Source organism: Brevibacterium sp., from assembly GCF_052105255.1.
GTDB classification, from domain to species: Bacteria; Actinomycetota; Actinomycetes; order Actinomycetales; family Brevibacteriaceae; genus Brevibacterium; species Brevibacterium linens_B.
Genome location: NZ_JBQDYQ010000007.1, coordinates 23,786 through 44,762, shown reverse-complemented (window position 1 = coordinate 44,762; position 20,977 = coordinate 23,786). Strand labels below are relative to the sequence as shown.

Below are 20,977 nucleotides of genomic sequence, written 5' to 3'. Positions count from 1 at the left end.
AACTCAGTTCACGACATCCGGATGCACTGGAGCAACGAATACGCCGTTAAGTGGGGTTAACAGTGAATGCATATAAGAACTTGTGCAGAGTCGCCTAGGATCGAGGCACAACGGAAACCGCGAGTGCAACGGGAGGCACAGTGAGCGACGCAATGATGTCGATGCAGGACATTGCCGACTTGGCAGGTGTCTCCCGGCCGGCAGTGTCCCAATGGCGCAGACGCACCACGGTCAGAGGTCGCGAAATCCCCTTCCCGGAGGGGACCGAAGGCCCGGACGGGCGTGAACTCTTCCGTGCCGAGGCTGTCGTCGAATGGCTGCGGCACACGGGCCGCGGCAATAATGCGGAGTTCGTCGAAGATGCTCCGGCCGCCGGCATTCCCACTGGGGTGTCGATCGACCAGGCGCTGGTTCTTCTGTGTCTGAGGGACAATGCCGAGGACGATCTCAGCAACCTCGGTGAGTCGATGCTCGTCGAGATCGCCGCCTCCCTCGATCCTGCTGATCGATTTCTCCTCAGCGAGGTCATCGACACCGAGTTCGCTGCTGCCACGCTGGACTACGTCGACGACCTCTATGCCGCGTCGTTCGGTGCCGCCGATGCCCTGGACCGGTTGGAATCCGGGCGATTGAGCCGGAGCCAGGAACGACGAGGTTTCGATGCCGGACTCGTGGATGTCATCGCCTCCGTCGTCGAGGGAGTCGCCGCTGACGGCGAGTCTGCCTCCGATGAGCTGGGATCCTCGGCGGCGGGGGAACTCGTTCTCGAGTGTGAGGACGTTGACCTCCTCGCTGTGGCGGAGACGGTGGACGGTTTGGCCTCGCACGTGACCACCGACTCTCCCCACATCCGTGACCTGCGACGGAGGGCGCTCCTGCGCGGGTGGCTGGCCCTCGACGCCGAACGACCGACGGTGTCAGTCGTCGCCGTCTACGGTCTGGAGAGCACAGAGGTGCTCGAAAGACTCGATCGGGTGATCCTCGATCTCAACCCCAATGAGTACGCGATCGTGGCCGGTCCTGCCGACCTGCTCTGCGGGAGACTCGACGGTTTCGCGGAACAGCGCCGTTCGGAATCACTGCGAAGCAGCCGTTCTGCGAACCACGGACCTCTCGTCTGTGCGCTGCGTCTGCCTCGCGGTCTGTGGAAACACGCTCCGCGACAGAGCAGCGGACTGTGGCTGCTCAAAGGAGGTGCCACTCTCGACCACCCATGGGTGGCCGATCTCAGCGAGGTCTCGGTCGACCGGTCTGATCTGTCGGCCGATGTGGCTGGAGCCCTGGCTGCCGGAACCGTGCCGAACGAGCTGCCGGCTCGCGCGTTCCGATATGTCAGGTCGCGTGATCTTCGGTCGATCCTCGGCGGCGAGGCCGTTGTTCCGCCCGGCACCCGAGCGGTGAGCTTCGCAACCGGGCGGCAGGACTTCATCGACGACGTGCGCGCCGCTTCGATCGAAACCGCCGAGGCGACCGAGGTCTTCGACATCTATGTCACCGACCGCCCAGCCTCGCTGGTGGTGGGATCGACTTCGCTCGGAACGATGATCGACAACGGGACGGTCACCCGTCACAGCGGCAGTCGGATCGACGAATCGCTGGCGGAGGACGCTGGTGCGGTGCCGGTCGTCGATGCCAGGGGCGGTGGCGAAGTGTTCCGAGTTGATGCCTTCGTCGCCGAAAGCTCGCTGCGTCGCAGCATGAGGACCCGACCGGGAGACGTCGTCTTCTGCTCGAATCCGCCGGCAGCGTGGGTTGATGACCGGGGCGGGGCGCTGGTGGTCTCGCCGAACAAGATCTTGCGCAGGGCCGGTGGCGCCCCGATCGGTCCGCACACCTTGGCCGCGGTCATCAACGATGCGCAGTCGAAGGAGTACGCGAACTGGCAGATTCCCCGCATTCCTGCCGACCAGGTCGACGTGGTCGAGGACGCGATGCGGAGATTGGCCGGATATCGACAACAATTGCAGGTGAAGGAACGTGCCGCGAAGACGCTGGGGCATTCGCTCTTGAGTGGTGTCGCGGCCGGGACGATGGAACTGATGGGCAGCAGCCTCGAGCCGCAGCCATCACAAGGAAGGTGACATGGCCACGAAGAAGAACGCCGTCGAACAGCCGACGACGATGAGCGAACTCAAAGCGACTCTGTGGAAGGCGGCTGACCGCCTCCGGGGCTCGCTGAGCGCGAGTCAATACAAGGACGTGATCCTCGGTCTCGTCTTCCTCAAATACGTCTCGGACGCGTTCGAGGAGGAACAGACGGTGCTGCGGTCCGACTATGAAGAGCAAGGCATCGACGAGGAGGACATCGCTGAGCTGCTCCAGGACCCGGACACCTACGTCGGTGAGGGCATCTTCCTTGTTCCCTCTGCCGCGCGGTGGGATTTCCTGGCTGAGAATGCCAAAGGCCAGGCGCCCTCGGGGGCCGAAGCCGGCAGGACCATCGGTGCTCTCATCGACGAGGCGATGGATCAGCTGATGAAGGCCAACCCGTCCCTGCGGGGAACCTTGCCGCGCCTGTACAACAAGGACAATCTCGATCAGCGTCGTCTGGGTGAGCTCGTCGATCTCTTCAGCAGCACGCGCTTCTCCCGGCAGGGAGAGTTCCGTGCGCGTGACCTCATGGGGGAGGTCTATGAATACTTCCTCGGCGAGTTCGCCCGCGCGGAGGGCAAGCGGGGCGGCGAGTTCTTCACCCCGCGACCTGTGGTGCGCACGATGGTCGAGATCCTCGAACCGTTCAAGGGGCGGGTCTACGATCCGTGCTGCGGCTCGGGCGGCATGTTCGTCCAGTCGGAGAAATTCATCGAAGACCACAACGGCGACCCCAGGGACATCGCGGTCTACGGCCAGGAGTCGATCGAGGAGACCTGGCGGATGGCGAAGATGAACCTCGCCATCAACGGGATCGAGGTCCAGGGTCTCGGCGAGAAGTGGGGAGACACCTTCGCTCGCGACATCCACGCGGATACCCCGATGGACTATGTCCTGGCCAATCCGCCGTTCAACCTCAAAGTGTGGGCACGCAGTGAGGAGGACCCGCGGTGGACTTTCGGTGTCCCGCCGGAGAAGAACGCGAACTACGGTTGGATCCAACACATCCTGTCCAAGCTCACCGACGAGGGCAAGGCCGGCGTGGTCATGGCGAACGGGTCGATGACGTCGAACACCGGCGGTGAGGGCGATATCCGTGCTCGGATCGTCGAGGCGGATCTGGTCTCGTGCATGCTTGCGCTGCCGACGCAGCTGTTCCGCTCGACCGGTATTCCTGTGTGCGTGTGGTTCTTCGCGAAGAAGAAGGGGGCCCGGGCCGGCGAGGTGCTCTTCATCGATGCCCGGGATATGGGGCACATGATCTCCCGTGCAGAGCGTTCGCTGTCCGATGAGGACATCGCCGAGATCGCCGGAACCTATCATGCGTGGATCGGCTCTGAATCCGCCGAGGCGGCCGGACGAGAGTACGAAGATGTGCCCGGATTCTGTCGGACAGTGCCGTTGGCCGAGATCAAGGAAGCCGGATACGCGCTGACCCCGGGCCGTTATGTCGGGTCCGCGCCCGAGCCTGAGGATTTGGAGCCGATCGACGAGAAGATCGCGAGGCTCAAGGGGGAGCTGATCGACGCTTTCGATGAGTCGGCCCGTCTGGAAAAGGTCGTCCGCGAGCAGTTGGAGCGTTTGGGATGAGTTGGCTAACTCGAAACTTATCGGAGCTTGTGACCCTTCAGCGTGGACACGATTTGCCGGAAAGCCATCGTGCGGCCGATGGGCAAATTCCCGTAGTTGGTTCGTCCGGAATTACAGGCGTTCATGATGTTGCTCGATACCCAGGGCCTGGCGTGGCTATTGGCCGAAGTGGAGCATCAATCGGCGTAGCCACCTACGTTAAAGAACCGTATTGGCCGCTGAACACCTGCCTGTTCGTCACCGATTTCAAGGGCAACGACCCACGGTGGGTGTATTGGATGTTGAAGGGAATCGATTTCGTCGGTTTCAACTCCGGAAGTGCCCAGCCGTCATTGAACCGCAACTACTTGGCCGGGATACCTGTCTACGTTCCACCACGTGACGTGCAGGCGGCGATCGCTGAAGTCCTCGGCGCCCTCGACGACAAAATCGCCGCCAATGAAAATTTGCTTTCCTCGATGCAGTCAACAATGAAGGCAATCGCCAGCACGAGTTCTGCAATAGTTCGCGTTGGTGATATTTCGATACGCGGATCGAAGAGTGTAAATCCTCGGACTGTGGACGGTGAAGTTGAGCATTTCAGTCTGCCTGCGTTTGACTCTGGTGAAGCTCCCGAAAACGTAGTTGCATCTAGCATCAAGAGCAACAAATTTGCGATTGAATCGGCGTGTGTACTGGTGTCAAAGCTTAATCCGAGAATTCCGCGCATTTGGAACCTTCCGAAGTTGTCCGACCAGGTAGCGCTTGCGTCTACGGAGTTCGTGGTCCTCGTTCCTCAGGGCTTGAACACCTCGACTCTCTGGGCGGCCCTGAATACTCCCGCCTTTTTCGATGAAATGAGAGGGAAGGTCGCGGGGACGTCAGGTAGCCATCAGCGTGTGAAGCCTCAGGACATTCTCGACGCAAAGATTCCCGATCCTCGTGCGCTCGACCCATTGGGTCGCGACATGATCGATAATTTGGGTCTGACCGAAATCTGCGTCCGGGCAGTGAACCGCCAGCTCGCCCGAACCCGCGACGAGCTGCTCCCGCTGCTGATGAACGGAAAGATCACGGTCAAGGATGCGGAGGCGGTAGTGAGCGACGCGGTCTGAGCCAGTCGAACCTGCATTCGTCTGAACAGCCGGCTTCGGAGCCGGCAGCGCCCACTTGGACAGCTACTTCGACAACTCTTTCACTGAAATGAAAAGGTGGTAAGGTTCCTGAAAAGGAGGGAAGGTCGGTGAAAAGGTGCAAGACGCTGAACTGACTGCAGCCGTGCATCGCCTCCGGACGCTCGGGGTCGAGCCGGCCGATGTCGAGGTCAAGGCCTCGGTTGGAAAGCTTCCGAAGACGGTTCCGGAGACCTTGAGCGCTTTTGCCAACGGTCAGGGCGGAACTGTCCTGCTCGGCATCGACGAATCGGCCGACTTCACCGCAGCTGACGGCTTCGACGCCGCTGCGATACGTGATGCTCTCGCCGGTGCGTGCGCTGACAAACTGACACCTCCGATTCGCGATGAAGTCGAAGTCCTCGAATTCGAGGGCTCCGCCATTGTCCGCATTGTTGTTTCTGAAGCACTGCCCAAGGACAAACCGTGCCACCTCACAGACCGTGGCGCGCACCAGGGCTCTTTCATCCGCAGCGGAGACGGTGATCGGAAGCTGACCGGCTATGAGGTCACCCAGCTGCTCACGAATTCGATTCAGCAGACTCACGACCGCGAACCGGTCGCGGAGGCAAGCAGAGAGCACCTTGATGACGAGCTCTGCACCGAACTCGTCAAGAGGGCTACAGAGCGCACTCCGCGCGCGTTCAAAGGCCAGAATGAGGACGAAGTGCTGACAGGACTGGGGGTTCTCACGTCCGCCGGCGGAGAGACTCGCCCCACCTTGGCAGGACTGCTGACCGTCGGAAAATACCCTCAGCAGTTCTTCCCTCAGCTGTTCATCTCGTTCGTAGTCTTTCCTGGACGTGATCGAGCGAGCCTGGGACCGTCCGGGGAACGCTTCTATGACAACCTCAGCCTGGACGGTCCGATTCCCGATCAGCTTGACGCGGCTATAGACGCAATGCGCAAACACATGAGCCGAGCCGCGATCATTCACGGAATCGGACGCGAAGACCGCTATGATTACCCGATCGAAGCTCTGCGAGAGGTCTTCGCCAATGCCCTGCTTCATCGCGACTACAGTCCAGAATCCCGGGGGACCCAGATTCAGATCGAGCTGTTCCCGGATCGATTGGAAGTGCGGAGCCCCGGAGGACTGTACGGGGAAGTGGCGGCAGAATCGCTGGGCACTGACGAAGGCGGCTCGACTTCCCGCAATGCCACTTTGGCGAAGCTCCTCTCCGATATGCCTGTGATCGGGAAGAAGGAGACCATCGTTGAAAACCGCGGAACCGGTCTGCTCAGAGTGACAGCGGCACTCAGAGCGGTCGGAATGTCTCCGCCCGAGTTCGACGTTTCACCAGGTCACCTCACAGTGACGATGCAGAGGACGGCACTGTTGTCGACACAGACGATGGACCGGATCAACCGACTGGGTCTTGCCGGGCTGTCGGACACTCATCATCTGGCGATCGCGATGATGATCAATGCCGGACGAACAAACGTCGCCATGCTCAAAGGCTGGAGCGTGCCCGGTGACGAGGCCCGAGCCGTCCTCAAAGACCTTGTTGATCGACGAATAGCCGAAATCAAGGGCGGCAGACGATACGCCAGCTACCACCTTGTGCCCGGCGAACCGACCACGGCTGCTGCGATACCTTCAGAAACGCAGTCTCGTCAGCCCGGGATCGAAGGGCAACTCGATGCCGTGGTGCAGGCACTTGGTGCAGGCCATGCGCTGACAAGTGAGATCGCATCGCAATTGGGCTTGAGTCACACCACTGTATGGCGTCGGCTGAGAACCCTGATGGAACGAGGGATCGTCGAACGGGTCGGCACGCAGTCGAGTTCCAAACAGAGTTATCGCCTCATCGCCAGAAACGAGGAAGTATGATCCCCGAATCCGAATGGGAGACCTTTCACATCGACCGCCTCGTCGAGAACGGGTGGGAGCACGTACCCGGCCCGGACATCGCCCCCGGACAGACCGATGGGCGAACGGAATGGGACAGCCTCGTCCTCAAATCTCGGGCAGCTCAGGCCCTGCGCACGCTCAACCCGGGCGTTCCTCCGCGCTACCTCGACGAAGCGTTGGGGGAGATCCTCGCGGCCGCCTCGGCGGATCCGGTTGCGGAGAACTTCAGGTTCCACGGTTACCTGACCCATGGCTATCGCGGCATCTCCTACATCGATGCCGACGGAACCGAACAGAACCCGACGATCCGCCTCTTCAGCCACCGTCCCGAGGACAACTCCTACCTGGCGATCAACCAGGTGACGATCCGCAACCGTGAGATCGAACGACGCTTCGACATCGTTCTCTACGTCAACGGGTTTCCGCTGGTGATCATGGAGATCAAACGGGCCGGCGACGCGAACACAGATGAACGAGAGGCCTACGCGCAACTGCAGACGTACCTGCGGGAATTCCCCGACGCTTTCTCCTGCTGCGCCCTCACCGTCGTCAGCGACGGAGTGAACGCGAAATATGGGACCCCATTCACCCCCTTCAACCACTACTCACCATGGAATGTCGACGACGACGGCGCGGTGGTTGCACTCGGCCGCGACCACACGGATACGGGAGCGAGCCTCGGCAGCGAAGTGCTCATCGACGGGGTGTTCAATCAGGAGCGATTCGGACAGATCATCCGCAACTTCGTGGCCTTCGACGAAGGCGCGGACGGTCTGGCCAAACGGGTCGCCAAACCGCACCAGTACTTCGCGGTCACCAAGGCGGTCGGCACTACCGTCGAAGCGGTGCGCAGCGACGGTCGTGCGGGGGTCGTGTGGCATACGCAGGGATCGGGCAAGTCCATGGAGATGGAACTGTACGCCCATCTCGTCGCGATCCGACCCGAACTGAAGAATCCGACGATCGTCGTCGTCACGGACCGAACCGAACTCGACTCCCAGCTGTTCGAAACCTTCGACCGCTCCCAACTTCTAGCCGAAAATCCGGTCAAGATCTCCTCCCGGCGGGAACTCCGGGGGGCGCTGACCCATAAGGCCACGGGTGGGATCTATTTCAGCACGCTGCAGAAGTTCGGTCGCACCGACAGCGAACGCGCCGACGGGCTCGACCACCCGGAACTGAGCAATCGCCGGAACATCATCGTCATTGTCGATGAAGCACATCGGTCCCACTATGACGAGCTCGACGGCTTCGCCCGACACATTCGCGACGCCCTGCCCAGAGCCTCATTCATCGCATTCACCGGCACCCCGATCTCCTTCGCCGACCGCAACACCCAAGAGGTGTTCGGCGATGTCATCGACACCTATGACCTCTCCAGGGCCGTCAGCGACGGAGCCACGGTCCCGGTCGTCTACGAGCCGCGTCTGATCGAGATGGGACTGGGGCAGGAGGTCTCCGAAGACGACCTCAACACCTCGGCCGACGAGGCGACCGCGGGCCTCGACGATGTCGAACGCACCCGCGTGGAGCAGTCGGTCGCCGTGATCAACTCCGTCTACGGCAATCACGAACGGCTGCAGCTGCTGGCCGCCGATATCGTCGAGCACTGGGAGCAGCGCTCGGAATCGATGCGGCCATTCATCGCCGCACCCGGCAAGGCGATGATCGTCTGCGCCACGCGTGAGATCTGCGCCCGACTCTATGAAGAGATCATCGAATTGCGCCCGGACTGGCACAGCGACGACGTCGACGCCGGCAAGATCAAGGTCGTCTACTCATCGAATTCGTCGGATTCCGGACTCATCGCCAAGCATCGCCGGCGGCAGGGGCAGAACAAGACGATTCAGAAGCGCATCAAAGACGTCGATGACGAACTCGAACTCGTCATCGTCAAGGACATGATGCTCACCGGCTTCGACGCCCCACAGCTGCACACGCTGTATCTGGACAGGCCTCTGAAGAACGCGCTGCTCATGCAGACCCTGGCGAGAGTGAATCGCACCTATCGGGGCAAAGCCGACGGACTCATGGTCGCCTATGCTCCGATCGCGAACAACCTGCGCAACGCGCTGGCCGAATACACGGCGCGTGATCAGGAGACAGAGCCGATGGGGCGCAAATTCGACGATGCCGTGCGAGTCGTTCACGAGTTCCTCGACGCCTTGGACACGTTGTGCGCCGGATACGACTGGCGGGCGAAACTCGACGGACAGCCCGGCAGTCACATCAAGGCTGCTCTAGGGTTGACGAACTATCTGCGCGACCCCGCGCATGCGGATGTGACGCTGGCACAACAGCCTCGAGGGCTCGGCGACGACGGCACCGAGAACTCTTCGGACACGGATGCAGCTGAGGACTCGGGACTGGCTGACAACTATCGGCGCCTGTCAGGAAGTCTGGCACGAGCATGGGCACTGGCCCGAGGTTCCGATGAACTCAAAGACAGGCGTGCGGATGCGCAGTTCTACGAAGAGGTGCGCGTGTGGATGGCGAAGTTCGACGCTCAGGAGCGGCAGGCCTCGGGACGCCCGGTATCCGAGGACGTCGAGCTGATGCTCGCGGGCCTGCTGGAGGAGTCGACCCATGCTGGGGAGATCGTCGACATCTATGAGGCCGCTGGGCTCGCGAAACCGTCGCTGCAGGACCTGACCCCGGATCTCACCCACCAAGCCCAGAAGTCACCGACTCCCCATCTGGCCATCGAAGCACTCAGGGATGTCCTCACCGACCGGGCGACGCAGCTGACGAAGAGCAACCTCGTGCGGCAGAAGGCGTTCGCCGAGCGGATCCGAGAGCTGATGAACAGGTACACCAATCAGCAGCTGACCTCGGCCGAGGTGATCGCAGAGCTCGTGGAGCTCGCGCGCGAGGTGGCCGACGAAGGCAACCGTGGTCAGCATTTCGATCCGCCTCTGGACTGGAAGGAACTGGCCTTCTATGATGCGGTGGCGGAGAACGAATCAGCAGTGCAGAGCCAGGGGGCGGACACACTGGCGCAGATCGCCCGGGAACTCGTCGGCATCATGCAACGTGATGTCAAGACCGACTGGACTGTGCGCGACGACGTTCGCGCCAAGCTGCGGACATCTGTGAAACTGCTGCTCATCCGGCACAAGTACCCGCCGGATCGGCGCAAAGAGGCGATCCAGCTGGTCATCGATCAGATGGAGGAGCTGGCGAAGGTGCAGGCGGCATGAGATGGGCGGGCGTTGGCCTGATCGGCCCAGGGGTCAGGTGTCCTTCACGAGGGTAAGTTCCGGGCGACCGACTGGCACGCTTTGCTGTCCTCCCGATACCGGGACCGGCACCTGCGCAAAGGTCAGTTCATGCACCAGCGGCAGTCGGATCCCAAGCGCATCCGACAGCTGATTCTCAAGGTTGCCCTTCTTGCGCAGGGACGGAAAGACGACGTCGAAGACACGTGAACGCTCGCGGGGCATGCCTTCGGGCTCATCTGCTCTGTATCCGCGTTTGGTCAATTCGGCGCAGTTCTTTCTGTAGGCCCACTCCGTTGCGCGTCCCAGTGTGTGGAGCCGTTTCGCCATCGCCATTGCCGATACGTGGAAGCTCCTCTTCAAGTTGAGGATCTCCGGCACCGCAGGTTCCTTGCTGCTTCGCGGCAGCACCGCTTCGGCGGGCATGAGGAACTCCGCTGCGAATCTGTCCGCCTGCCGCTCCAGGTCAGTGTCGGCAGATGACCGAGCGTCGCTGGTCAGCGGTTGGTGGGCATGCATCACCAGATGCCCGAGCTCGTGCGCCAGATCGAAGCGAGACCTCTCCGCAGTCTTCGCCGTCGACAGAAAGGCATAAGCCTGCCGATTGCGGATGAAGCTGAAAGCGTCGACCGTTCGAGACTGCACCGGCAAGGACATGACACGCACTCCGTGGGACTCCGCGAGCTGAATCAGATTCGGCAGGGGTTCAGTGCCTCGACCCCAGGCCGCACGAAGTGTGCGAGCGGCCTGTTCCGGGGAAGTGAGATCGGCCTCGGGAAGATTCAGCCGCGGGAGCGTGAATCGGTCGGTGATGAAGCCGTAGAGGTCCGTGCCGATGGAGGCGCTGGCTCGCGCCGACGCCCGTTGCGCTGCCGTGGCTGATCGCAGCGAGCGGAAGAACCCGTCCTCGAAGGTAACTTCTGCGACGTCGGGAAGAACGAAGAACGACTCGCCCACAGCGAGGGCCTTCGCCAAAGCTTGGGCACGGGCGGCCGGAGCCCCATCGGATTCAAACGTCCGAACAGTACGTGAAGAGACACCGAGTTCAGCGGCGAGAGCCGCCTTTGTCAGACCGCGCAGTTCTCTGGCAAGGGTGATTCGGGCAGGGTTGAGCATGGACAAGTCAGCTTTCACGGAACGATCATGCCTCGCGGATGTCGAAGGGGACGTCTTCGACCGGAGTCTCGAGGGGCAGAGTCTCATCCAACGGCGTCTCCGTTGGGATGATGATCCTTTCCTGCCAGTGCGAGACGAAACCGTCGTCGGTCATATTCGGGTAGGACAGTTCGGCACGAACCCCGGTGCCAGGATCAGCCCGGTACAGCAGGATCCATGTCTTCGGGTCGAAAGCCAACCGGTTGACGGCGTCCTCGACTGCGGCATCTTCCACACTGTCGAGGGCGGGCTGGCCGACCACTTCGCGGGTGTGATTGCGCAGCACGGACTTGTCGACCGTGGGCCCTAGCGCGTGCGCATTGCTCGGCTCGCGGTTCGGATTGCCGGTGTTGTGGTTTCCCGATACGACCGCGATGGCAAGGCCCCCATCCGGTCGTACAATTCTGGGGGAGTTGTTCGGGTTCTGCACCCGCCATCCGTGTGCCGCCAGGCTTCGTCGCAGCTCCTGAACGGTGTGGTTCCATCGTTCGGTCCCTGAGGCGGTCACCGGGCTGAACTCGTCGGTCTGTCGATCAGCGAGGTCACCAGCACCGAGACAGGCGAGGATCGAGTCGAGGTCGATCTCGAGTTCGTTGAGTCTCTGCCGCGCATCGGCACCTTGCCAGATATTTCGGCCGCTGTCGTTCGTGGGCCAGAACCCTGCTTCAGCCATTTCCGAACCTCCCGTGTGCTCTTAATCCATACTCTCATAAAGGTGTTCAAAAGCGGAAGTGCTGGTGCCCGGCGAACTCACTGGTATGAGTCTCGCCGGGCACCAACTGCGCCTAGGGGGAGCTGCAGTCGTCGCTGAGGACGCTCCTCATCTCCGCGGCAGGTTCCACCGCGGCTGCGGCTGTTGCGGTTTCTGATGCTGATTCATGAAACCGCGTTCGGCCTGCAGACGGCCCTTATCATGGCTCTTCGCCTTCGGGTCGGTGCCCGGGATGGAAGCCTGCACCTTCTCGGTCGCCGGTTGGACGCCGACGATGGGCATTTCCCCGGTGATCAACGGTGTCTGCGGAGCCGCCTCGGTGATGGGGTTCTGTTTGGGTGCTTTGCTGTGTCGCATGGTCGATCCCTTCTTCGCATTCGTCTGATCTGTTTCGGCGGCCAGCTCGGTGAACAGTCCGGTCCACTGGTCGGGGGTGAGGTCTTTGGGCAAGGCGCCTCCTCTGATGTCGTTGCGGTCCATGGTCGATTGCAGGCTGCGGTGATCGGTGATGCTCATCTGCGAGAGGATTCCTTTCATCCCTCGCCCGCGACCGGTGAAGACCGCACGGACGAACTGTTGATATTCGGATCGAGCATTGTCAGGAATCGATCCGGTGGGGCAGCGATCGATGGTGAGGATGCCGCCATCGACGCTGGGTTTCGGGATGAACGCGTCGGCGGGGACGCGGGTGATGAGGCGGAAGTCGAACCATGGGGCCCATTGCGCGGTCATCACGGTCGATCCGCCGATTCCTGCGCGTTTGCGGGCGACCTCCCATTGCGTGAGCAGGATGGCCTGCTGCCACTGCTCGGAGCGCAGCAGCCTGCGGAGGACGGCAGTGGTGAGGTGGAACGGCAGATTGCCGACGATGACCGGCCGGTCGAGCCGAGTGGTCAGGATGTCGGCGTGCCGGACCTCGGCCCGCGGGTACGTGACTTCAAGGTGATCCAACCTCGTTTCGTCGAGTTCGACGAGCGTGAGCTCTCGCCCGAGCCGGTAGAGCTCGGCGGTGACTGCCCCATCGCCGGGGCCGATCTCCATGATCGGTCCGGAGGTGGAACGAGCCAAGCTCGCAATCGTTGAGATGGTGGTCGATGAGCGCAGAAAATTCTGGCCGAGTTCATGCCGTCCGCCGTGCTGTGACCGCGGGGCCGAACGCGAAAGGGACTGTCTGCGTGTCGAATGGTGTCGTGGTGTGCGGGATCGCAATGGGATGTGCTCCAAGAATCAGATGGAGGCACCCGAGGCAGCGCAATGGTGGTGAGTCAGATCGATCCGGAATGACCTGGTCGATCACTGATGATCGCAGTGGTCAGGGGATCGGAATGGGATCAGCCGATTGCCGCATCGCCCGGATGCCGAGGGCTCTCCGGGAGGACAACGCGCTTGCAGAGGTGATCAGGGTGACCGTCGTCGGTCAGCCGATCGCAGAAGAATCCGTCCGGCGCGCTGTCAGGCGCTGCGGAGACGAATGAAGAAGCAAGGCGCAGTCATTGCGCTGCTGTTCAATGTTCCCATGCCGAACAAGATAGCACAGGGAGTTTTGCCGAGACCATGGTTCGGACGAAAAACGCCCCGCCGACTTCGCGTGGAAGCCGGCGGGGCGAGGAGCGGATCCGTTCGACATGATGTCTCGAACGCGGTCCGGCGGACGCGTGCGAGCGTTCGTGTCAGTGGGTCAGCCCATCATGGTGCGCAGGGTGATGACGCCGATCGAACCGATGGCCGCGGCGGCCGGAAGGGTGATGATCCATGCCAGCGCGATCGGCTTCATGAGCTTCCAGTTCGCCGAACGGTTGACCAGACCGACGCCGATGATCGCACCGATGAGGATATGCGTCGACGACACCGGCAGACCACTCACCGAGGCGGCCATGACGATTCCCGCGGCAGCGAGCTCCGCGGCGAATCCGGAGGCCGGGTGGATCTCGGTGAGTTTCGTGCCGACGGTGGCGATGACCTTGCGGCCGATGAACCAGAGACCGACGATGAGTGCGATGCCGCAGGTGAGCATGGCCGCGAACGGCACGGTCGTCTCGCCGCTGATGCTGTCGGTGCGGAGCACATCGAGGACGGCGGCGAAGGGGCCGACGGCGTTGGCGATGTCGTTCGAGCCGTGGCTGAAGGCGAACGCGGAGGCCGTGAACACCTGCATCCAGGAGAACAGGATGTAGGTTGCGCGGGGAACCGTCTGCTTGCGCAGGGTCTTGGCGAAGACGAACACAGCCAGCCACACGGTCGCGCCGATCATCGCCATGATGAGCAGACCGCCGACGGTGGACACGCTCATGTCGAGGTTCTTCAGACCCTTGAACAGCAGCATCGCGGTGATGATGACCGCACCGACGGCGGCGATGACGGGAACCCACCGCTGCAGAGCCGAATGGGTGCCGATCGATCCTCCGTCGGTGGGGGCATCCTCGGTGGCGGCGTCGATCTGTGCGTCGACGGATCCCTCAGCTGCGGAGACCGGGGCGAGCATGTGCGGCTTGAGCGTGTGCGACAGTGATGTGCCGAGCACGTACTTCTTGATCAGCCCGTAGATGACGAACGCGGCGAGTCCGCCGAGGGCGGGGGAGAGCACCCAGGAGATCGCGATCTGACCGACCTCGGACCACTGCACCATGGCGAGTCCGCCGGTGCCGGTGACGAAGCCGATCGTCAGAGACGCGCCGATGATGCCGCCGATGATCGAGTGCGTCGTCGACACCGGCCAGCCCATCCGAGTCGCCACGAGCAGCCACACCGCGGCGCCGAGGAGGGCCGCCATCATGATGAACGCGAAGTCCATCGGATTGAACGCCACCCCGCTGAGGTCGACGATGCCGCTCTTGACCGTGTCAGTGACATTCCCGCCGGCCAGCAGGGCGCCGCTGACCTCGAAGATCGCGGCCACGAGCAGCGCCTGCTTCATCGTCAGGGTGCCGGCGCCGACCGAGGTGCCGAAGGCGTTGGCGACATCGTTGCCGCCGATGTTGAACGCCATGAAGGCGCCGAAGATGACCGTGGTGACGAGCACCATGCGGGGAGCGTCCCGGCCCACGAAGTCGAAGGACCACAGGGTGAAGGCGATGAGGGTGATCGCCAGCAGCCCACCGAAGGCCAGATGCCAGAGGCGGTCGTTGCTGCGGCCGACGGCCGGCGGCGGAGTGTGGCGCTCCGGGGCCAGAACCTGGGTCATTCGTTCTCCTAGCGGGATTCAGTCGATGAGGCAGTGTCTGTCTGCCTCCATGATTCGCAGGTCGAATGACCGCCAGGTTACGGCGAAAGTGAACGGACGGTGAACACCGCGTCCGAGACTCACGAAGTGCTCATGCACAGTCGGTAAGTTTTGCCGTGTGTTCACGTGATGTTCCAGGTCAGGTGCTATATCGGCGGGCCCTGTCGGAAGGTGGCACAGGGGTGTGCCGGGGACCAAGATTCGCTGTGTGACAATGACCACTGCAGCCCGAAACGCGGGTAAGACCGAGCCCGGATCCGCATCTGCGCGGACCCGGGCTCAAATGAAGTGGGAGAAGCTCGCCGAGGCGGCCGGAATCAGTCGATGATCTCCCCGCGGATGACATCGCCGTCGCCGTCGTCGGGACGATTGCGGTGCGGGTCGGTTCTCATCTGCCGGTCGACCCTGCGCAGGCGACGGCCGAGGGCGATGAGGGCGATGCCGACGAGGATGATGAACCCGGCGAGGGTGAAGATCAGCGCGGTCACTCCGGCGCCCGGTGCGAAGAGGAAGAAGCCGCCGAGGATGATGCCGAGGACGCCGATGACGGTGAGCGCCCACCAGGCCCTGACGCCCATCCGACGGATGAAGAAGGACATGGTGAGCGCGAGGAAGCTGAAGAAGATGATTGCGAATCCAGTCAGCACGGTGACCATGGAGGCGAACAGCATCGGGGTGAAGAAGATGAGCACACCGAGGAGGATGAGCAGGACCGCGCGTGTGACCATGCTGCCGGTGCGGCCTCCCGGCGGTGCGAAGACGAGGGAGGAGATGGCGATGACGGCGAGCCAGCAGGCGAAGATCCGCACGACCACCTCGGCGGAGGTGCCTGGCCAGACCATCATCAGCGCACCCATCACGAGGGCGATGACGCCGTTGACGATGACTGTTCTTCCAGTGCGCTTGAGGTCCATGCGCACAGCCTAGTCCTCGGGCTTGGACAGACGCTGAAGACGGCAGGCGAGGTCGGCGGGCAGGTTCAGGCGTGCCCGAAGTGCTCCTCCTGGTCGGCAGTGTCGGACCGTGCGGCCGAATCCGAGGTGGTCCGCTCCTGCTCCGGCATGTCCGAGGTGACGCGTTCCTGCTCGGGCATCAGCCCGGTGAGTTTGAGCGATTCGGACATGGCCTGGACGATGGCCTCGAGGTCGGCGGGGACGTTTGACTTCGTGTCCGATTCGGACTGGTCGGCCGCCTCGGCGGGGGTGTCCGTGGTGGGTGTGACTCCTGCTTCCGTGGTCGACTTCGCTCCCGCCTCGGTGGTGGGAGGAGCGGCAGGGGTGTTGTTCTCGAGGAAGCGCAGCAGCTCGACGGGGAAGGGCAGGACCAGGGTCGAGTTCCGTTCCGCGGCCACCTCGACGATGGTCTGGAGGAGGCGCAGCTGCAGGGCGGATGGGGTGTGGGCCATGGCCTCGGACGCCTGGGCGAGCTTGTTCGATGCCTGCAGCTCGCCGTCGGCGATGATGACGCGGGAGCGACGTTCGCGTTCGGCTTCGGCCTGGCGCGACATCGAGCGTTTCATCGTCTCCGGCAGGGCAACGTCCTTGATCTCGACGCGGTCGATGTGGACGCCCCAGTCGACGGCGGGGCTGTCGATCATGCTCGCCAGACCCTGATTGAGGCGTTCGCGGTTGGTGAGCAGATCGTCGAGTTCGCTCTGGCCGATGATCGAACGCAGCGAGGTCTGGGCGACCTGACCGACGGCGAGCTGATAGTCCTCGACGTCGATGACTGCCTTGCACGGGTCGACGACCTTGAAATAGGTGACGGCGTCGACGCGGACGGTGACGTTGTCGCGGGTGATGCCCTCCTGCGCGGGGATCGGCATGGTCACGATCTGGAGGTTGACCTTCTCGAGTTTGTCGACGAAGGGGACGATCGCGGTCATCCCGAGTGCGACAAGTGCGGCGAGGATACTGAGCGCCAACATGTCGAATCGCCTCCTTTGACGATTGACTGTCCACCCCATTTTACGCCTGCGCGGCGTGGAAAGACCGGGCTCGGAGGGAACGCGGAGGCGGGGTGCTCAGGCCTCGCGGGCGAGCAGTCGTTTGCCGGCCGGGTAGGCGTCGAGGGCGCGGGGCAGGCTGACGCGGCGGCCGGAGGCGAAGGTCGCGAGCACGTGTCCGGTGTCCGAACGCTCCTCGCCGATTCCGGCGGGTTCGAGGCCGATGCGACGCAGCGTCTGTTTGGCCACCGGCATGGGGGAGTCGAAGACGGTCAGCGCTCCGGCGCGAGCGGCCATGATCCGGTCGGCGACGAGTCCGTAGTGGGTGCAGCCGAGCACCACGGTCTCCATTCCGGGTCCCATCTGGGTGAAGGCATCCTCGATGGCGGTGTCGATCTTGTTCAGGTCGGCGGCGTTGATCGCCTCGGCCAAGCCGGGGCAGGCGACCTTGGCCACGTGCAGGTCGGCGGCGAAGGAGTCGATGAGGTTCTGCTGATACTCGCTGCCCGTGGTTGCTGGGGTCGCCCAGATCGCGAAGTCCTGCCCGGTGCCGGCGGCCATCTTCACCGCCGGCACGGTGCCGATGACGGGGATGGCCGGTTCGTGGCGGGCGCGGACGGCCTCGAGGGCCTGCACCGAGGCGGTGTTGCAGGCGATGACGATGGCGTCGGGTTCCCATTCGGCGAGCACCCCGGCCGACTGCAGGGCCCGCTGTTCGAGGGTGTCGGTGCTCAGGCTGCCGTAGGGGGTGAAGTCCGGGTCCATCGCGAGGACGAGATCTGCGTCGGGAGCGAGGTTGAACAGTGCGTCGGCGGTGCCGAGGAGTCCGAGTCCGGAATCGAGCAGGCCGATGCGCGTCATGAAGTCCCCTTCAGGTCGGATGTCGTCGGAACGTCGGTCTTGGCTTCTCTGGTCTTCGAATCGCCGGCGTTCGGGCCGCCGGGCTTGGTGTCGCCGGTCTTCGGAACGCCAGTCCTCGGGTAGGCGAACTCCCGGATCTCCTTGAGATGGGCCTTCGTCAGGCCGTGGGAGAAGTCCGGGGCGATGAGTTTGAGGCGGTTGGACGAGTAGTTCTCGAGGAAGTACTTGCGGGTGGCAGGCCACGCCAGGTCGTCATCGATCCAGATCGCACGACCGTGTTCGTGGGTGGCCAGCCAGTCCTCCATGGCACGAGCTTTCCACCACTGCTGCGGATCGTGAGCGAAGCGATTGTGGGTCTTATCGGGCATTTCGATGACGTCGAAGGAATTGCGCAGACCGAACTTCGGTTCGAGTTCGGACTTGCACCGCTGCGACCAGGTCGACAGCCAGACGACATCGACCTCGTGGGTCTCGACGATGCGGTCGAAGAATTCGACGACGGACGGCCGGTAATGGAGTTCGTAGTGCCACGCGTGCAGCTTCTTCCGCCCCTCGGCCATGCCGCGCAGCTTTGGCACAGGGTAGGAATTGAGGACGCCATCGACATCGAGGAAGACAGTGACATGGCGAGCCTGCCTGCGCGCCGATACCGGCGCCGAGGATGCTGCAGCCATCATTCCTTCCCGTGAGCTTGGGCGTTCGACCCTCTATCGGGCCATTCGCGCGTTATTCTGGGGGCAGATCGCGCCGCTCGCACCAGAATGAACACAGACGAGTTTACCGCCGAGAGCGTCAGGAGGCCGAGTCCGTGTACCGCGAAACCCGGATCCCACGTCTGCGGGCAAGCCTGTGGGTCTCCGTTCCCGACAAGGCCGATTCCCTCACCGAGGCGGCAGACCCTGATCGTGGGAACAATGCCGCCGGTCTGGCTTCCGGGCCGACTGTCGCACCTGCCGCGGCTCCATCGCTCATCGTTCCCGACGGGTGCATGGATCTCATCGTCATCGATTCTCAGGTACTCATCGCCGGCGCCGATTCCACGGCACGGATGTTCCACGGTTCGGCTGCACCGACGGTGGGCCTGCGATTCGACTCCGGCGTGCTTGCGCAGCTGTTGACCACCTCGGCGGGGGAGCTTGCCGATCGGGTGACGCCCCTCGACGCTGTCATCGGCGGCAGCCATGCCAGTGGCGGGAAAGTCGGTGAGGGCGGGCCCGCTGCGGTGATGGGAGTTGCCCGGGTGCTGCTTGATACGGCCGGCGGTCTGACGGACCGAGCCATGCTGGATCCGCGTCCGATGGCCTTGGCCCGGGCCTTGGATGTGCGCTCGAATTCGCCGGCCCAGACCGTCACCGAGGCGGCCGCACAGTTCGCGTATTCACCGCGGCAGCTGCGCCGGCTGAGCGCGGAATGGTTCGGCTACGGGCCCAAGCATCTGGCGAAGATCCTGCGCTGGCAGGCCGCACGAGACCTCATCGATGCGGGCCGGTCGCGCACGGCGGCCGCGGCCGAAGTCGGGTACGCCGATGCCGCTCACCTGCGAAGAGACGAGCGCTCGCTCATCGGATGAGGGTGCGCTCTAGGCGTTCGTCCCACCAGTCCGCCCGCCCATTTACTACCTGACGGGGGCCCAGCAACCTCGCGTGGACTGGTCCCCGAAAGTTGGACTGTGATCAACACAAGACAACTTGAAGGGACCATTCCATGCGTAAGGACTGTCTGATCACAGTCGAACAAGCCAAAGCCGCGATCGAACTCTTCGACCAAGGGCACGGCTATGCCGCGACAGCCACGATCCTCAACGTCCACAAACCCTCACTCAAGCTCCTCCACGACCGGTGGCTGGTGCGTGGAACAATATCGGTCATGGAACCGCACCAGCGCCGCCGGATACCGGCAGAGACGAAGATCGCGACTGCGAAACGGTATCTCGATGGCGAACACAAAGTCGTTTTAGCCAAGGAGCTTGGTCTGGCCTCCTCGCGCACCGTGGTTGATTGGGCGAAGAAATACCGGGACAAGGGCGAAGACGCGTTCGCGACACCGCCGCCGGCCAAAGGCAAGACAGCACGGATGCGAGCCCTCGACAACGGTCAGGACCCGGATGCTGATCCGGCCCCATCCAAGCCAGACCTGATGGCGAGGAAGACTCGTGTCGAGGACATCAGCCTGGCTGAGTATCGGCAGCTGCAAGACCAGCTGCTGCGGGCTGAAGCGGAGAACGCGTACTTGAAAAAACTTCGGGCCTTGAGGCAAAAAGGGCAGCTGTGAAAGCACGCATCGTTGCCAGTCTCAAGGCGGACTATCCACTGCCATTGCTGCTGCAGGTCGCGGGTTTGGCCCGGTCGACGTTCTTCTACCACCAGAAACGATTCGATGTGAGACCCGACCCATACGCGCAGGTGAGAACACTCATCAAGGACATCTTCGAGAAGAGTCACAAACGCTATGGGCACCGCAAGATCTGGGCTGTCTTGGTCAAACAGGGCATCGCTATAGCGAAGAAGACCGTGCTGCGATTAATGCGTGACATGGGTCTGCAGACCGAGGTGCGGAAGAAGAAGTTCAACTCCCATCGCGGCACGGTCGGTGCCGTTGCTGACAACGTACTCAATCGGGAGTTCACCGCTGATGAACCGAATGAGAAATGGGTCTCTGACGTCACGGAGTTCGCTGTTGAAGACAAGAAACTGTATCTGTCACCAGTGATCGATCTGTTCGATGCCGGTGTGGTGTCGTACTCGATGTCGACGTCACCGAACACGGCATTGACGAACGAGTCGCTGACGCAAGCCTGTCAGGGACTGCGTCCCGGGCAGACGCCGCTGGTGCATACCGATCAGGGGTTTCAGTATCAGCACGTGTCGTGGGCGTCGATCCTGGCCAAGCATGGTGCCACAGCGTCGATGTCGCGGAAGGGAAACTGCTGGGATAACGCGATGGCGGAGAACTTCTTCGGGCAGTTGAAGTCCGAGATGTTCTATCTGCAGAAATTCGACACGGTCGAGGACCTCAAGGCCGCGATCGATGAGTACATTCATTGGTATAACTACGAACGGATCTCGACACGACTTGGCGGCCTTGCCCCGATGGAATATCGAAGCAAGACCGCCAAGGATGGTGAGCCTATTTACGAACTATGCTGACCTCACAGCAGTCCAACTTTTGGGGACCAGTCC

The 20,977-nt window shown here is 62.6% G+C and carries 15 protein-coding genes and 2 pseudogenes; 9 read left to right on the top strand and 8 right to left on the bottom strand.

Translation table 11 applies throughout. From position 1 onward, the window contains the following. Window positions 1-140: 140 nt before the first annotated feature. The 6 genes and pseudogenes from ACTIIH_RS03965 to ACTIIH_RS03940 all read left to right on the top strand — a co-directional run bounded on the left by ACTIIH_RS03965 (window position 141) and on the right by ACTIIH_RS03940 (window position 9,887). Window positions 141-2,081, top strand: a complete 1,941-nt coding sequence (locus ACTIIH_RS03965) for a hypothetical protein (protein ID WP_441450591.1) — start codon at window positions 141-143, stop codon at window positions 2,079-2,081. A gap of 1 nt (window position 2,082) precedes the next feature. After that, window positions 2,083-3,681, top strand: a complete 1,599-nt coding sequence (locus ACTIIH_RS03960; RefSeq protein WP_441450590.1) for a type I restriction-modification system subunit M — start codon at window positions 2,083-2,085, stop codon at window positions 3,679-3,681. Beyond that, complete coding sequence (locus ACTIIH_RS03955) at window positions 3,678-4,775, top strand: restriction endonuclease subunit S (protein WP_441090609.1); 1,098 nt, start codon at window positions 3,678-3,680, stop codon at window positions 4,773-4,775. Before ACTIIH_RS03960 ends, ACTIIH_RS03955 begins: the two co-directional genes overlap by 4 nt. Before the next feature lie 136 nt (window positions 4,776-4,911). After that, window positions 4,912-5,268 (top strand): annotated as a pseudogene (locus ACTIIH_RS03950) (AlbA family DNA-binding domain-containing protein); the annotation flags it as partial. A 285-nt stretch (window positions 5,269-5,553) separates the two neighbouring features. Next, on the top strand, window positions 5,554-6,666 hold the full coding sequence (locus ACTIIH_RS03945; protein ID WP_441450645.1) for an ATP-binding protein: 1,113 nt from the start codon (window positions 5,554-5,556) through the stop codon (window positions 6,664-6,666). Next, window positions 6,663-9,887 carry a type I restriction endonuclease subunit R gene (locus ACTIIH_RS03940; RefSeq protein ID WP_441450588.1) on the top strand — a complete coding sequence of 1,075 codons (3,225 nt, stop codon included), beginning with the start codon at window positions 6,663-6,665 and terminating at the stop codon, window positions 9,885-9,887. The genes ACTIIH_RS03945 and ACTIIH_RS03940 overlap by 4 nt, the downstream gene beginning before the upstream one ends. Before the next feature lie 33 nt (window positions 9,888-9,920). Here ACTIIH_RS03940 and ACTIIH_RS03935 read toward each other — a convergent pair whose 3' ends face one another. From ACTIIH_RS03935 to ACTIIH_RS03900, 8 genes and pseudogenes are all read right to left on the bottom strand, one after another. Further along, complete coding sequence (locus tag ACTIIH_RS03935) at window positions 9,921-11,021, bottom strand: ImmA/IrrE family metallo-endopeptidase (protein WP_441450643.1); 1,101 nt, start codon at window positions 11,019-11,021, stop codon at window positions 9,921-9,923. A 25-nt stretch (window positions 11,022-11,046) separates the two neighbouring features. Continuing rightward, window positions 11,047-11,733, bottom strand: coding sequence for a hypothetical protein (locus ACTIIH_RS03930; RefSeq protein ID WP_441450586.1), 687 nt, complete (start codon window positions 11,731-11,733; stop codon window positions 11,047-11,049). A 447-nt stretch (window positions 11,734-12,180) separates the two neighbouring features. Continuing rightward, a pseudogene (gene erm / locus ACTIIH_RS03925) lies at window positions 12,181-12,981 on the bottom strand (23S ribosomal RNA methyltransferase Erm); the annotation flags it as partial. Window positions 12,982-13,450: 469 nt separating this feature from the next. Then, a complete protein-coding gene (locus ACTIIH_RS03920) occupies window positions 13,451-14,953 on the bottom strand; it encodes an inorganic phosphate transporter (RefSeq protein WP_441450584.1) in 1,503 nt (500 codons plus the stop codon). A gap of 356 nt (window positions 14,954-15,309) precedes the next feature. Then, window positions 15,310-15,906 carry an HdeD family acid-resistance protein gene (locus tag ACTIIH_RS03915; protein WP_441450582.1) on the bottom strand — a complete coding sequence of 199 codons (597 nt, stop codon included), beginning with the start codon at window positions 15,904-15,906 and terminating at the stop codon, window positions 15,310-15,312. Window positions 15,907-15,971: 65 nt separating this feature from the next. Then, complete coding sequence (locus ACTIIH_RS03910) at window positions 15,972-16,919, bottom strand: slipin family protein (RefSeq protein WP_441450580.1); 948 nt, start codon at window positions 16,917-16,919, stop codon at window positions 15,972-15,974. Window positions 16,920-17,015: 96 nt separating this feature from the next. Continuing rightward, window positions 17,016-17,798, bottom strand: a complete 783-nt coding sequence (locus tag ACTIIH_RS03905) for a glutamate racemase (protein WP_101596099.1) — start codon at window positions 17,796-17,798, stop codon at window positions 17,016-17,018. Beyond that, complete coding sequence (locus ACTIIH_RS03900) at window positions 17,795-18,472, bottom strand: HAD domain-containing protein (RefSeq protein ID WP_180959383.1); 678 nt, start codon at window positions 18,470-18,472, stop codon at window positions 17,795-17,797. The genes ACTIIH_RS03905 and ACTIIH_RS03900 overlap by 4 nt, the downstream gene beginning before the upstream one ends. A 134-nt stretch (window positions 18,473-18,606) precedes the next feature. Between ACTIIH_RS03900 and ACTIIH_RS03895 the strand changes: the two genes are divergently transcribed. The 3 genes from ACTIIH_RS03895 (at window position 18,607) to ACTIIH_RS03885 (ending at window position 20,944) form a co-directional block, all read left to right on the top strand. Continuing rightward, on the top strand, window positions 18,607-19,368 hold the full coding sequence (locus tag ACTIIH_RS03895; protein ID WP_441450578.1) for a helix-turn-helix domain-containing protein: 762 nt from the start codon (window positions 18,607-18,609) through the stop codon (window positions 19,366-19,368). 134 nt (window positions 19,369-19,502) lie between these two features. Then, a complete protein-coding gene (locus ACTIIH_RS03890) occupies window positions 19,503-20,069 on the top strand; it encodes a helix-turn-helix domain-containing protein (protein ID WP_441450577.1) in 567 nt (188 codons plus the stop codon). Next, entirely contained in the window at window positions 20,066-20,944 is an 879-nt protein-coding gene (locus ACTIIH_RS03885; protein ID WP_441450575.1) for an IS3 family transposase, read from the top strand. Before ACTIIH_RS03890 ends, ACTIIH_RS03885 begins: the two co-directional genes overlap by 4 nt. Window positions 20,945-20,977 lie beyond the last annotated feature (33 nt).